The sequence below is a fragment of the Burkholderia sp. 28_3 genome (assembly GCF_003253915.1).
GTDB classification, from domain to species: Bacteria; Pseudomonadota; Gammaproteobacteria; order Burkholderiales; family Burkholderiaceae; genus Burkholderia; species Burkholderia cenocepacia.
This window is the reverse complement of the sequence record NZ_QKZF01000053.1, coordinates 1-13,644: the sequence shown is the minus strand read 5'-3', so window position 1 is coordinate 13,644 and position 13,644 is coordinate 1. Positions and strand designations below refer to the sequence as shown.

Genomic DNA, 13,644 nt, shown 5'->3' with positions numbered 1-13,644 from the left:
TGATCACCGTCGCTATAATCCATTGACCGCGCAACACCACCTTCCAGACTGATCACGTTCGCCGAAACGATTGATCACCATCGCCGAAATCCGCATGCACGGTCATCGGCATGCCCCGCAATGCGGACATCACCAGCAGGCAATCGCTGACGTTTTCGCAGATCGTCCCGAGGCCGGTAACACCATACCCGGCAAGCGAGGCGCCAGGGAGACAGGCCATTCTGGGATCAACCCACGGATGAATCACGCCCGGCGTGCAGACGTACCCGGCGGCGCTGACACCATCCTGCAGCCTTGAGGTCCGTGCCGGTTTGATATCCCCGATGTATGCGCCCTCGATCTCGATGTCGGCCCTCGTGAACTGATGCGACTTCGAGTCGAAGTACTCTGCATCCCGTATCACCCACGCCACTGCATGTGGCGCTCCCTGCGTGTTGATCTGCATATGCGTGCCCCCGAAGATCGTCTTCAGGACCGGTCGCCCGGTCCAGCTCCCGGTCCGAACACAACCTTGTTCATCTGACACCCGAGTCCGTCGATCTCTGCCCGTATCACGTCGCCGTCCTGCAGGAAACGCCCGCGCTCGGCTCCGGTGCCAGCCGGGGTTCCGGTTGCAATCACGTCTCCGGGACGCAGCTCGACCCGGGACGATAGATATTCGATCAGGCGTGGCACATCAAGGATCATGTCGCCCGCGAGCTCGTCCTGCATTACTTCCCCATTGACCGACAGGCGCAGTCGCAGCGCGTCGATCTCGCCAATCACGCTCGCCGGTACGAGATATGGCCCGGCGGGCATTGAGGCCGGCATCCCCTTGCCCCTCAGCCAGTCGGCACCCGGAAAATCCTGACGGTATATGAGAGCGCGATCGGTAACGTCGTTCAGGATGAGACAGGCGGCCACAAAATTTGGCGCGTCCTCGCGTGCGACATGTCGTCCACGACGACCAATGACAATGCCGAGCTCCAGTTCCCAGTCCAGCTCCTCAGTGCCGCTTTCTGCATGGATCTCTCCGTCCGGCGGTGCGATGCACGAATTCGGCCGCTGGAAGAAATAAGGCTCACCCTGTCTGGACCGCTTCTCAACCATCCGCTGCGCAACCGGGCGTCGCTCGCCAACCGGCAGCCGATCGATCTCCGGATCACCGCCCCGCGTGACGATCAGCTCGACGAGCTGTTTCCTGTAATTGGCCGCCGAGCAGTAGATACTCGCCGCAGGCGAGACCGGAGCAAGGAAGTGCAACTGCCCGACGGCGAGCCATGCACCGCGCGGAACGTGGCTGAACGCCTGGCTGTGCAGAGCGGACAACTCCCCGATCAGTGCTTCCAGGCGCGGGTAAATGCTGTCGACAGTGGCCGTACCTTGCGACGGAAGTTCGAGAAGGCCGTCACCGGCCAGATCCCGCAGCGCAACGGCATGCTCCCCGACCACGACCCACCACTGGGCAGCCTCCTCGCGCATTTTCGCGTATGCGAGTGCAAACCCCCGTTCGAGTTTGAGAGCGTTCATTGGCGACTCCATGCAGCGGACGTGGGTAGCAGATCAGAACAGCGGATAGATCGTCTTGTCGTTCTTCCGCCGGCGACGCAGGATACGGTCAAGAAGCGTCTGCAGCACGGACCGCCTGGGGGGCGTATTGTCCTTTGCTGACCTGAGTTGCGCTACCTGGGACTTCTGGCCTGAGCTGTTCATATACCCTCCTGTGGAGTGAGCTTTACGTCGATGAATACGCACGGTGATGAAGTTGCAGAAGCGCTTCGTGAACCGTTTCCGCCACCGCTTCACATCCCGTATCGGTGAGGTGCGCCCGATCGACGAACAGCCAGCGATCGCGGTACGGATCGGCCGTCAAACGGGTATTCATGTCGATGAACGACACGCGGTGGCTGTTGCACAGCACCTCAACTGCACGCCTGAACTGCTTTCCTGTCGCCGCACCGCGGATCCCAGCCAGGGTGCCCGACTCGCCCGTATGGCGGTCCAGCGAATCAAAGATCACCCGCTCATGTTCATGAGGCTCACGCGCCATCCACGTGGCAAAGGGCTGCATCACGTAGGTGAGCGTGCAGTCAAGCCCGGCGGCAAGCGAGCTCCAGTGACCCAGGTCTCGCCCGATTTGCCGGACGGCCAGCGCAAGGCGCTCGCCTGGATCGGACTCTTCGCCGGGGCACGCATCGTCACGCTGAAGCGCAACCTCATGTCTGCGCGTCCGCTTCCAGAACGGGCGGCGGGGCAGATAGCGGGCATTCATATCGGCCATCGCCGTGGCGAAGTCGTGCGAGAAAAAGAAGTCACCCAGAGACGTTGCGAATTCACTCCGTGGATCCGCGAGTACGAGATTGTTCAGGCCGCTGAGAACGACGATATGGCGGATCGCCGGAAGCCGATCGCGCATCAGCAGAAAGAGGATGAGTTCCTGCGCCGACGTGAAGCCCCGTCCTCCCATGTTGATCCACGGTGCCTCGCCCACACCCGAGCGTGTCAGGATCGAGGGGATCGTCGAGAGGTCACCCGAGCAGCCCAGCCCCATCACGACGGAGCCGCCGATCAGCAGGTTTACCTCGGGCGCACCCGCGAGATTTGAAGGGGAGAAATTCGCCTCGCCTGCCGGGCCCATGCCAAGGCGAAATCCGAATTCATCCGTATTCACGACGTGGGAGACATAACGCGCCGGATGAAAGAACATGATATGCGGAGACCAGCGCAATGCCGCGCGCGCGAGCAGCCGGTCATACTCCCGCATCTGCGGTGTCAGCCCGTACCGTATGCGCTCCATGTCGTCCGCAGCGTCTGTCATGATGCTCCTCTGTCCTCGAGCGATATTTCCCGCTACGACATACTCGACATGTCCAGCCGGCGCAGCCGGTCGGGAAGCACACGATAACTGTCCATCGCCGGCTCCCACTTCCTCGCCAGCGGATCGGACCAGAGCCGACACACGATCGCCAGCGGAGACAGCAGCAGAAAAAACACGACGCCCGCGAGCAGGCGCCCGGATATCGAAATGGATGCATGCATATCACGGCCTCCGCGATCTGGTCAGTCCAATGCAAATTCTTCTTTCCATGCCGTATCCGTCTCGCGGACCGGCTGCTGGTCTTTCAGTAGCACACAGTTCCCCATCACGAGGCAGTCCATCTCCGTCCTCATGAAGCAGCGATAGGCGTCCGACGGAGACTCGACGATCGGCTCTCCCCGCACGTTGAAGGAGCTGTTGACCACCATCGGGCAACCGGTGCGTTCAAAAAACTTCGTGAGCAGGCCGTGAAACCTGGGATTCGTTTCGCGGTGCACCGTCTGGATCCTGGCGGAATAATCGACGTGCGTGATTGCCGGAATGGTGGAGCGCGCAACGTTGAGCTTCGCGATCCCGAAAAGATTCTCGTAACCATGGTCGACCGGCAGGCGCCGCTGATCTGCAACGGGCGCCACGATGAGCATGTAGGGGCTCGGCCGGTCCAGCCCGAACCAGTCGGATACATGTTCGGCAAGCACCGACGGCGCGAATGGCCGGAACGACTCCCTGAACTTGATTTTCAGGTTCATCGTCGTCTGCATGCTCCGGCTTCTCGGGTCTCCGATGATCGAGCGACTCCCCAGCGCCCGCGGCCCGAATTCCATGCGCCCCTGAAACCAGCCGATGACCTTGCCTTCAGCCAGCAGCTCGGCCACGTATTCCAGCAGATCGCTTTCATCAAGCCGGTAATACGGCGCATCGACTGACTGCAGGTAGCGCATGATCTCTTCATCGGTATAGGCCGGTCCCAGATAGCTGCCCTGCATGGCGTCCGCCGTCCCGGACACAGCTCTCGTCACACCCGGCGTCTCGTAATGCGCTACGAGCGCGGCGCCGAGCGCGCCGCCAGCGTCGCCTGCCGCCGGCTGGACCCAGATGTCCTCAAACGGTCCTTCGCGCAGCAGCCGGCCGTTTGCCACACAGTTGAGTGCGACTCCGCCGGCCAGACACAGATAGCGCTCCCCGGTCTCCCGGTGCAGGGTCCGGCCAAGGCGAAGTACGACCTCCTCGGTCACAAGCTGGATCGACGCCGCGAGGTCCATTTCACGCTGGGTCAGCGGACTCTCCGGCTCACGGCGCGGTCCACCGAACAGTCGGGCAAAGCGGTCATTCGTCATCGTCAGGCCCGTGGCGAAGTTGAAATACGCCATGTCGAGCCGGAATGTGCCGTCGTCCTTGAGATCGATGAGCTTCGAAAGGATCACATCGCGGTAACGCGGCACACCATAAGGCGCAAGCCCCATGAGCTTGTACTCGCCGGAATCCACCTTGAAGCCGCAGTAATAGGTGAATGCCGAGTACAACAGGCCGAGGGAATGCGGAAAATTGACCTGCCAGAGTGGCGTGAGCGATGTCCCGTCACCCAGCCACGCGGATGTCGTCGCCCACTCTCCCACCCCATCCAGACAGAGGACGAGCGCACGGCTGAACGGTCCCGGATAGAACGCCGATGCCGCATGCGAAAGATGGTGCTCCGAAAACAGCACCTGCGGCAGTTCCGCTTCGGGCAACCCGGACACCGCGGCGAGCCCCCTTGCCAGCGACGAGCGCACATGCAGCTTGTCCTTCATCCAGACCGGTAGTGCCTGAGAGAACGACGGGAAGCCGCGTGGTGCAAACGCGAGGTACGTCTGCATGAGCCTGCTGAATTTCGCCAGCGGTTTGTCGTAGAAGACCACCGACTGCACCTCGCCAAGACCGATTCCACCCTCACGAAGACAATATTCGACCGCGTGTGTCGGGAAGCGGCTGTCCTGCTTCTTCCTCGTAAATCTCTCCTCCTGGGCTGCCGCGACGATACGCCCGTCGACGACAAGGGCCGCGGCACTATCGTGATAGTAGGCAGAGATACCCAGGATCGCTTTTCCCGTCATGGCAGTCACCATATGGTCGGTGAAATATCTTCGTGGCCTGCACTCGCTCTGGCTACGGCTGTCGCGTGAGTAATGCGGCTGCCCGGTGTCTAGCAAGACGTACCCAGCCGCGAACCCCTTCCGGGGGCTTCAACGCGCGATAACCTGTCCATATGCGATGCCACTCGCGGTCAATCACTCGCCCCTCACTGTGCGACGCGACACCGTCGAGGTGCAGGGTGATCGCCTGCAGAGCCATTGCCGTGTGGCCAGTCGACACATTGTCGATCGTGTTGTGAAGGTCGACAAACGCCGAGCTGTACCCGTACTTTCTGAGCAGATCGCGCCCCTGCCGGTAGCTTCCTCCGACGCCCGACAATTCCATCGCCAGATTCAGGCCCAGCAACTCAGGAAAGAAGCGCCGCGGGAATCTCGATATCGACAGCCAGAACACGGGCACATCGAACGCCTCGTCGTCGAAGCCGCGCCAGAACGCGAATTCACGTGTGCCGAATCCGGGCAGTTCGACGCCCATCTGACGCATGAGCTCACGGTACACATTCGGGTGATTTTCCGTGACCGATCCATTGCCGAGTTCGTCTGCATAGATGTGATACAGCAATGAACCGATCGCACTCCCGCAGGACACCACAGACGAAAACCGTTGCAGCCAGCCTCCGTCGATGAACACCATCGGACAGAGCTGAACCGACTGGTGGATGACCTCCTCGCGTGACTGCGTAATGGCGCCCGCGTCAGCCTGATACGAATCGACCTGCTCCCGATGCTTCGCATCCAGCCAAGTCTTTAGCGCCTTCGCACTGTACGATTCGAAAGGCAGCCCGCGGTCATCACTGCCCAACCCGAGGCCCGTCCGGATGAGCCATTCGGACGCAAACTGCCCCCCCGCCTCGAGTGCCTGCGGGTAGGCCTCGACATTGAGCAGGCGGTGATAGAGTTCCCGCACGTTGTATCGACGCCCATCGGCCCGGTCGACCGGGGAAGCGGTTGTGTAGCGCGCACTGCTGCTGTGCGCCGGCGTGATCCCGGCAGCGGGTGTAGGCACGCTGCGCGGCATGTCACCAGCCGCTTCGCGTCGCACCTGGGCCGCAGACGCATCTGCGTTCGACAGGCTGTCGATCCAGACCGCTATCGTGTCGAGCTCCGCCGGGGTAAATATCCTGAACATCGGACCGCCGAACTGCACCAGCTTCGTCAGTAGCGGGCTTCTTCCCGACTCACCTGGCCTCACATAGGGAGACCTGGCCAGTTCATCGAGCAACGCTGCAGCATCGGTATGCTGCGGGTCCAGATAGTCGTCAATGGTGTGTCCTCGAAGACGGGGATGACGATGGTAGCCAAACGCGTGCGACGCCTTGCGTCTGACAAGTGCCAACATCTGTGCACGCGGCGAGAGCCCACCCCGATCAACCAAGCCCGCCACCGTGTCCAGCCAGTGTCCCGTCAACAACTCTGCGAGCGCGAGACCGGTCCCGATGCGTTCGATGGCAGACCGGTTCATTTCGTCCAGTCCGCTCACTGCGGTACCCGTTTCGAGGTATGCCTGGATCGCCACCGTTGCGGCCTCAACCAGTTGCATCCTCATCGCTTCCGAACTGTGAAACTGCCAGTAGGCAATGGCAGCGCCCTGTCCCCGGACAAAACCTTCGGCGGCACGGATAAGCGGGCATAGCCCATACACTGCGCGAAACAGGTTATAGCCGAGTATTTCTGGCAAAAACGTTTCGGGAAATTCCGACAATGCAAGTGTAATGGCGGGTTCGCGCCAGACCGCAGTCGCTATCTGGTCGTCGTTCGCAAATGCCCATGTCGTTACGGGCGGAAGTGCGATGCCCAGTCCGTACAGCGACTCCAGATATCGATGCCCGTTATTGGCCGAGCAGCTACCATAGCCGGCATAAAGCGAATGAGCACGCAGCAAGGCTGCACTCGACGCAGTATGGGATCGCAACGGCCCAAAGGCATACTGGATCCAGCTCCCTTCGGTCACGGCAATGGGGGCATACTGGCGAAGCAGCAACCGCCAGCCTCGATCATCAAGTTTGTCCACCCATCCACTGACGCCGGCCGCGCGTTGATTGCACACAGCGCTGCTCACCTCAAGCATGTCCTCAAGGGAACCCGGCTTCAGGCTGCGCTTTGCATCACCTCCTGTCCACGACAACCCGACCGTTGCGATTTCCCGGCTGACCGCTTCCCTCGCCTTTGCACGCACCATAGGCGATTCCGCGTCTGCCAGCAGAGCATGGAACACCTGCGTCCAATCGCTCTCTGTAAGCGCTGGCGCGCGAAGGTCGCGCTCTCTCACACGCGCATTCATGACAATACCCCTTTCTCATTCGGGACCAGCAATGATTGCCTCGGAACGGTCCATGGCGTGGTCATTGACCCGCATGCCTGTCTCATCCCAACTCTCATTCAAAACGAATGTCGCGGTTTTCATGCTCAGTGATGCCGCATAAAACGCACTGAAAGCAGGCAAGATCTTTATAGCAGGACGGGTAGAGTCACGACCAATACAGATTTCGTCGGGATCGATACTTTTTCTGTGACTGCTTTAACAGCCCGTTGGCATGCGGGCATCTGTTAATGCAGTCACGATTGATCGCAGCAGGCCGGGCGGGAACCCTGTTGTTCCGCCGCTACCACTTCCGCCGAAGGCAGATTGTCCAGCGCTGTGTGATTGAAGAAGAATCGCAGGAGGGTAGCTTGCGGGGGTGGCAACTGCTCCTCGCGGCAAATCACAAATCCGTCGATGTGAGCCTCGTCCCCCGAGACAGCCATGTACCGCACGCCCGCGCGCAACGGCATGGCAGCCGATGCCGGCAGCAGGGCGATGCCAAGGCCCGCCGATACCAGTGTCATCATCGACGACAGTTGCGGTGCAGCCGGGCCAGGCTTCAACATCAATCCGTGACGTTCGAACAGACGGTGAACCTGGGCATTCAAACCGGAAGCCTGGCCCGCCGACGACAGCACGATGTGACGGTCCGCCAGCGACTCAAGCCGCAGCGTGTCGTGCATCGACAGCGGATCATCCAGCGCGATGGCGGCGACGACCTGCTCCCGCAGGTGCCGCTCGATGCGCACGCCTCCCAGGTCAGCCGGTGGGGCGAGACGCGATATGCCGATATCGACCTGCCCGCCCCTAACCCGCTCATTCAGGATGCCTGATGGCATCTCCACCAGAGTCCATTCGATATCGGGAAACTGTAACGCGGCAGATCTCAGTGCAGCGCCGAATCCGGCATTCAGGGATACGGAGGCAGAATACCCAATCGTGACCGGTCCTGCGGCGCCCCGCGAGAGCTTCCTCGCGTAGTCTTCAGCCCTCACACAGTCCTCTACGATTGCTCGCGCGAACGGCAGAAATCTCTTGCCGGCCGTCGTCAACTGGACGGTCCTGCTCGTTCTCTGGAACAACGGGAATTCCAGTTCGGCCTCCAGCAGCCCGATCTGGCGAGTCAGAGGCGGCTGTGCGACATGCAGTCTCTGCGCCGCACGCCCGAAATGCAACTCGTCTGCCAGAGCTACGAAATAGCGCAATCGTCTCAGATCCAGCATAGCGTTCTGCCCACGCGATCATCACCTGCTCATGCGGTGCGCCGCGGCGTGCATGAGCAGGCACGCTCGCCCCTCGCCGGTCCCGGGCCTTTCCGGCCCGGACATCTGACGCAACAGACGCGCTCACCGCGGGGAACATCTCACACCGTGCATCTACAGCACCCCCAGCAGCCTCCACCATGTCCAGTCCAGTGGCAGCAGGGCAACCACCGTGATTGCGCCAAGCGAGACGCACAACCTGGTCCCGTCCCGCAGGGAAACCCCGCCCATATGCATCGCAATCATCATGGGCGGAGACTGGTACGGCAGAAAGACCGTGGAGAACACCGGTACCTGGAGCATCAGCACGGTGTACAGCGGCAGACCGCTCGCATGCGCGAACTGTCCCGCCACCGGTGTCAGGACCGCAGGCAGCCCCGGCAGCGTCGTCAGTAGTCCGATGAATCCTCCGATCAGCTCAAGCCAGATCGTGTTCGCGAGTGCATGGCCCGGCGTCATATGCAGCCACTGCAGTAACAGACCGGCGGCCCAGCCCCCGAGGCCCGATTCCGAGATCAGCGCGCCCAGTCCCAGAAACCCGGCGACGTACACGAGCGGGGTAAGGTGGACCTGGTCAGTGAAGTCCTTCACTGGGACGATGCCCGTCTGTGGGAGCAGGCAGGCCACGCCGGCCGCGAGACTCACCCACGCCGGCGAAATGCCGTGCCAGAAGTCCGTCGCATAGCACAGCAGCGACAGGCCAAGGATGACCGCGAGCGCCCACTCGCGTCGGGACAGACGCTCGCCGTTCTGCTGCGGCCGGCAGCTGCGCTCGATACGGTCGGGAAACAGCCGGCAGATCAGCCAGACGAGGATGACGGTCTTCAGCGCGCCGAGCACGGGAAAATGCAGCAGGAAGTACGGACCATAATGCAGGTGGACGCCATAGAGTGACTGCGCCGCGCCGAGCAGCACCGAGTTCGGGATGTTCGCTGGCAGGATCGTCGTCGGTGGCATATAGCTTCCGGCCGCGACCGCCATCACCAGGCCCGTGCGCCCGCGACGTCCGGCCTCAAAACCCAGACGGTCGGCCAGGGTCAGCGCGAGCGGGGTGAGCAGCAGGACCCGCCCCGTCGTCGATGGCATTACGAATGCCAGTGCGACGGCGCCGAGCGCGAGCGCCGCAACATAGTGACCGTACGTCTCGATACGCGCGGCCAGCAGGAAATTGCTGAAACGGCCCGCGAGCCCCGTCACGCGTACCGCCACGCCCGTGATCGCGCCGCCGAACACCAGCCACCAGGCGGGGGACGAAAACCCCGCGAAGACGGTCTGTGCGGGCGCAACACTGAACAGCATCGCCAGGAGAAAAAACAGCAGTGTCGTCACAGGCTCCTTCAGCAGGCCCAGCGCCCATGAACAGACCGTGAAGAACACAAGGATCGCCGCCTGGGACATGGCCACCGGATAACCGCGGATGAGCGGCACATACCGCGTCAGGACAAGTGCCGCGACCACCCACAGGATCAGCAGGCCGGAGCCGATCAGCTCACCGTAACGCGCATGCAGTGACCGGCGCGCCGGACTGTGCGAAGGTCCTTCCGCGTCGACCCTGACAGCCTTCAGATCACCCATTCCCGTTCCTCCCTCGCCGTCTGAAGTCTCGCTCCTGAACTGCTTTCATCATAGGCAGTCGTACAATGGCGATGATTCGACTGACAGACATCTTCTTACGAAAATATGCCAAGCCGTGATGCCTGGGACCCGCAGCCCAAACTGGTGCCGACACGCAGGGAGCCGGTCATGGCGCACCTGCGCCTGCCACCGTCGGACGGCATCATCGAATGGCACCGGCATACATGGGGACAGATCGCCTGCCCTCGCGTGGGGAGCATCCGGGTGAGCGCACCCGGCATGATGTGGATCGTGCCGCTCTGGCGTGCGGTGTGGATTCCGCCCGGCATTGATCATCAGGTGGTGATGCTCGGACACGTCGAGTTTCATGCCCTCTACATCGAACCGGGGGCGTCCCCGCTACCCTCTGATGCGTGCTCGGTCATCGAGGTCTCAGACCTGATGCGCGTGCTGACCGGGTCACTTGCCGCCAGCACGCAGGCTTCGCCCCGCCACCGGCAACTCGCCATGCAGTTGCTGCTCGAGGAAATTCGCGGTGCACCGACGCTGCCCCTGGGCCTGCCGTTGCCCACGGAACGGCGGCTGCGCACGCTGTGCGCGGCGATGATGGAAGAGCCGGGCTCGCAGCGCACGCTCCAGGAGTGGGCCCGCGTGGTCGGCGCAAGCGACAGGACGTTGGCCCGGCTTTTCCAGAGCGAACTGAATACGAGCTTCGCAATCTGGCGTCGTCAGTTGAGACTCTCACGTGCCATCGACCTCATCGGCCGGGGCGTTCCGCTGCATGTGGTCGCCGCCGAACTCGGCTATGCGAATGCGCCGGCCTTCTCCACCATGTTCCGGCATGCCCTTGGCTTTCCACCCTCGCAGCTCACAGGCACGGCAGCCACGCGGCGGCGCTGAACCGTCCCCGAAGCTCCTTTGTGCTATCTCACCACCCGTCGTGTCGCGCGGCCGCTTCAAGCACAGTCGCTGGCGTCCGGGCTAGCCGTGCATGGGGCGCACTGGACATCGCGACGATGCTGGACATCAGCGTGCGTCTGCACGGGACTGATCATCCATATAAGTGGCACGTGAACGATAGGGAGGAGGGATTCGCCGTTCTCGACGGGACGGTCGACATGCATCAACGCGAGGCGGAACAGGCGCATAGGGTGCAGACTGCACGCCAGTGACGTTTTCCGTGCCGGGGTGGGATGCGAACATGTCGTGCGTCCCCCGGGCGAAGCGCAGTTCTCGACATCGAACACGAAGGCAGCATCTGACCTTCATATCCCGTATGCCGTACCGCAATCCTGCGACCGGCCTGGCACCCGTCGCTGTACAAGATCAGTTCACGATCCGGCAGACACCCCAGGGTGTCGTGAGGATCTCCCCCGCCTGCAGCCGGACGTTTCCAACCGCACGGGCGCGGAACGTCACCATGCGGCCATCCTCTTCCGTATAAGGCCCGATCTCCACGACCTCAAGCGCCAGGCCGTCCACCTGGATGCGTGAGCCGGTGAACGCACTCGTTCGCTCCCGTTGCGCGAGCGCGCCCGCAAGTGTCAGGCGACGGGGTTTGTCCGCCACATCGACATCGTCCGTTGATTCAGTCTCAGGCTGCACAGGCATGACTATGTCGTTGCTTGACCGGGGCCGCCATTGTAGCAAGCGCCTGGATCGCAGCCGTGCGGATGTCGTGCTGCACACGGGGGCCGACCAGACTCGTTCTCCTGAACGATGTGACGTGCCCGGCATTTCGGGCCTTGCGTCTGGCGACATACGCGGCACCGGCTTCTGGTTGCGCGTGGCGGACCGTATCGCCCACAACGACCCGACTGACGGGCGATCGTATTGCACATGACGGCCAGCCGGACGTCTCCCTTCACTCACGTTTCGGGCCGGGCTTTCGTGCATTCGCACCGGGCCGCCTGCGGCGTCCCGGCCCTGCCGGGCTTCAATCCCTGACGCAACACCTCAACCCCTGAAAAGCCTGATCAGGTGGTGGCCGCACAGGCGGCCACCACGATCCCGCTCGCCGCGAGGCGGCTCATCCCGGTCAAACCCGGAGCTTCGCAGCCGCCTGCCCCCTGAGTTCCCGCCCGACACCCGCGACCGTAGCCGATGGCCGCCCGGCGTCAAGGGGCGAGGGACCGTGTTGCCCGCACCCCTCCCTCGCCTTTTTCCTTGACACCGGGCGGCCATCGGCTCCTTGAGTCGCACGGGCGCGAACTCAGGGGACTGGCGGCACCACTGCCAAACCCCGGGTTCCACCGGGACGAGCCCAACCCCTACGAGGCGGGCGGAATCTTGGGGCCCGGTCAGCGCAACACCCCTCAACCTTTTTGCTGTGGAGAGTGTCATGCAACTCGCTTCTTCCTTCCGTTACGGTTCCCCGATGCTCCGTTCCGACTCGCCGCTGTCGGACGACCAGATCCGCCGTGTTGCTCCCTCGATTTTCGCGGATGGCAAGCACGAAAGCCGCTCCGACCGCTACACCTACATTCCCACCATCGACGTGCTGCGCGGTCTGCGCAACGAAGGCTTCCAGCCGTTCATGGTGTGCCAGACCCGCGTGCGCGCCCAGGACAAGCGCGAATTCACCAAGCATCTGATCCGCATGCGTCCTGCGAGCGAAATTACCGGCGAGGATGTCAACGAAGTCATCCTCCTCAATTCGCACGATGGGTCCAGCGGATTCCAGTTACTCGGTGGCGTCTATCGCTTCGTCTGCCAGAACGGGATGGTTGCGGGCGAAACCATCGGCGAGGTCCGCGTCCCGCACAGGGGCAACATCGTGCAGAACGTCATCAACGGCGCGTTCGATGTGCTCGACGGCTTCGACCTGATCCGCGAACAGAAGGACGGCATGAAAGCCGTCACGCTCGACCGCGACGAACAGTACGCGTTCGCGCGCTCCGCCCTCGCGCTGCGCTACGACCCGTCCGACACCGAAGCACCCGCCCCCGTCACCGAAAGCCAGTTGCTCGCCCCGCGTCGCTTCGAGGACCGCCGGGACGACCTCTGGACCGTATTCCAGAGAACGCAGGAAAACCTCACCAAGGGCGGCCTGCATGGACGCTCGCGCAGCGGACGCTCCATGTCCACGCGCCCCATCACCGGCATCGACCAGAACGTGAAGCTCAATCGCGCGCTGTGGATGCTCGCTGACGCCATGCGGCAGATGAAGTCGTAGCGACCACCGGGCGGCGTACCGCGCCACCCACCATTCATTGATCAGGACTCCTTTCCGGGTCAAGTCCTGATCACTTCTGCAACACCGACCCGGAATCATCTTTCCAACTTTCTGGAGTCAGTCATGCAAGCCCAAGTCGAAACCCCTGTCGTTGACCCCGCCGAACCGGCCACGCCGCTTGAAACCAGTTTCGGCAATGAACAACCCGTCATCGCCGTGCCGTATTCGAGCCTGCACCCTTCGCCGCTGAACGCCCGCACCCGACCGCTCTCAGGCATTGAGGGACTCGCCGCGAATTATGAGAAGCTGACCTGCCCCCATCAATAGGGCCAATGGGCTTCTAGCAAAGTCCCTTTAAACCAGCTCCTGGAAAGCGGCAGGAGCATCCGCGGTTGCCCGAT

Annotated in this window: 12 protein-coding genes and 1 pseudogene; 4 read left to right on the top strand and 9 right to left on the bottom strand. The window is 62.4% G+C overall.

Going from position 1 to position 13,644, the window contains the following annotated elements:
• Positions 1–52: 52 nt before the first annotated feature.
• The 8 genes from DFS13_RS39055 to DFS13_RS39020 form a co-directional block, all read right to left on the bottom strand.
• Positions 53–445, bottom strand: a complete 393-nt coding sequence (locus DFS13_RS39055) for a hypothetical protein (protein ID WP_111442878.1) — start codon at positions 443–445, stop codon at positions 53–55.
• Positions 446–468: 23 nt separating this feature from the next.
• Positions 469–1,509, bottom strand: coding sequence for a fumarylacetoacetate hydrolase family protein (locus DFS13_RS39050; protein WP_012431334.1), 1,041 nt, complete (start codon positions 1,507–1,509; stop codon positions 469–471).
• 205 nt (positions 1,510–1,714) lie between these two features.
• On the bottom strand, positions 1,715–2,797 hold the full coding sequence (locus DFS13_RS39045; RefSeq protein ID WP_012431332.1) for a hypothetical protein: 1,083 nt from the start codon (positions 2,795–2,797) through the stop codon (positions 1,715–1,717).
• Positions 2,798–2,829: 32 nt separating this feature from the next.
• The gene (locus DFS13_RS39040) at positions 2,830–3,018 is read right to left on the bottom strand and encodes a hypothetical protein (protein ID WP_012431331.1); all 189 of its coding nucleotides are present in this window, start codon (positions 3,016–3,018) and stop codon (positions 2,830–2,832) included.
• 21 nt (positions 3,019–3,039) lie between these two features.
• Positions 3,040–4,890: a carbamoyltransferase gene (locus DFS13_RS39035; RefSeq protein WP_039364586.1), complete on the bottom strand. Its 1,851-nt coding sequence runs from the start codon at positions 4,888–4,890 to the stop codon at positions 3,040–3,042.
• A 52-nt stretch (positions 4,891–4,942) separates the two neighbouring features.
• Positions 4,943–7,210, bottom strand: a complete 2,268-nt coding sequence (locus DFS13_RS39030) for an iron-containing redox enzyme family protein (protein ID WP_012431329.1) — start codon at positions 7,208–7,210, stop codon at positions 4,943–4,945.
• A 275-nt stretch (positions 7,211–7,485) separates the two neighbouring features.
• Positions 7,486–8,454, bottom strand: coding sequence for a LysR substrate-binding domain-containing protein (locus DFS13_RS39025; protein WP_012431328.1), 969 nt, complete (start codon positions 8,452–8,454; stop codon positions 7,486–7,488).
• Between the two features lie 153 nt (positions 8,455–8,607).
• A complete protein-coding gene (locus tag DFS13_RS39020; protein WP_012431327.1) occupies positions 8,608–10,068 on the bottom strand; it encodes an SLC13 family permease in 1,461 nt (486 codons plus the stop codon).
• A 168-nt stretch (positions 10,069–10,236) separates the two neighbouring features.
• Between DFS13_RS39020 and DFS13_RS39015 the strand changes: the two genes are divergently transcribed.
• Together DFS13_RS39015 and DFS13_RS41080 are read left to right on the top strand one after the other, a co-directional pair.
• Positions 10,237–10,968 (top strand): helix-turn-helix domain-containing protein, encoded by a 732-nt coding sequence (locus DFS13_RS39015; protein ID WP_223274389.1) that lies wholly within the window; start codon positions 10,237–10,239, stop codon positions 10,966–10,968.
• A gap of 20 nt (positions 10,969–10,988) precedes the next feature.
• A pseudogene (locus DFS13_RS41080) lies at positions 10,989–11,330 on the top strand (cupin).
• A gap of 64 nt (positions 11,331–11,394) precedes the next feature.
• Here DFS13_RS41080 and DFS13_RS39005 read toward each other — a convergent pair.
• Complete coding sequence (locus tag DFS13_RS39005; protein WP_012431324.1) at positions 11,395–11,679, bottom strand: hypothetical protein; 285 nt, start codon at positions 11,677–11,679, stop codon at positions 11,395–11,397.
• Positions 11,680–12,409: 730 nt separating this feature from the next.
• On the opposite strand from DFS13_RS39005, the gene DFS13_RS39000 reads away from it, so the two are divergent.
• Positions 12,410–13,243 carry a DUF932 domain-containing protein gene (locus DFS13_RS39000; protein ID WP_011493638.1) on the top strand — a complete coding sequence of 278 codons (834 nt, stop codon included), beginning with the start codon at positions 12,410–12,412 and terminating at the stop codon, positions 13,241–13,243.
• A gap of 123 nt (positions 13,244–13,366) precedes the next feature.
• On the top strand, positions 13,367–13,570 hold the full coding sequence (locus DFS13_RS38995; protein WP_111442877.1) for a hypothetical protein: 204 nt from the start codon (positions 13,367–13,369) through the stop codon (positions 13,568–13,570).
• Positions 13,571–13,644 lie beyond the last annotated feature (74 nt).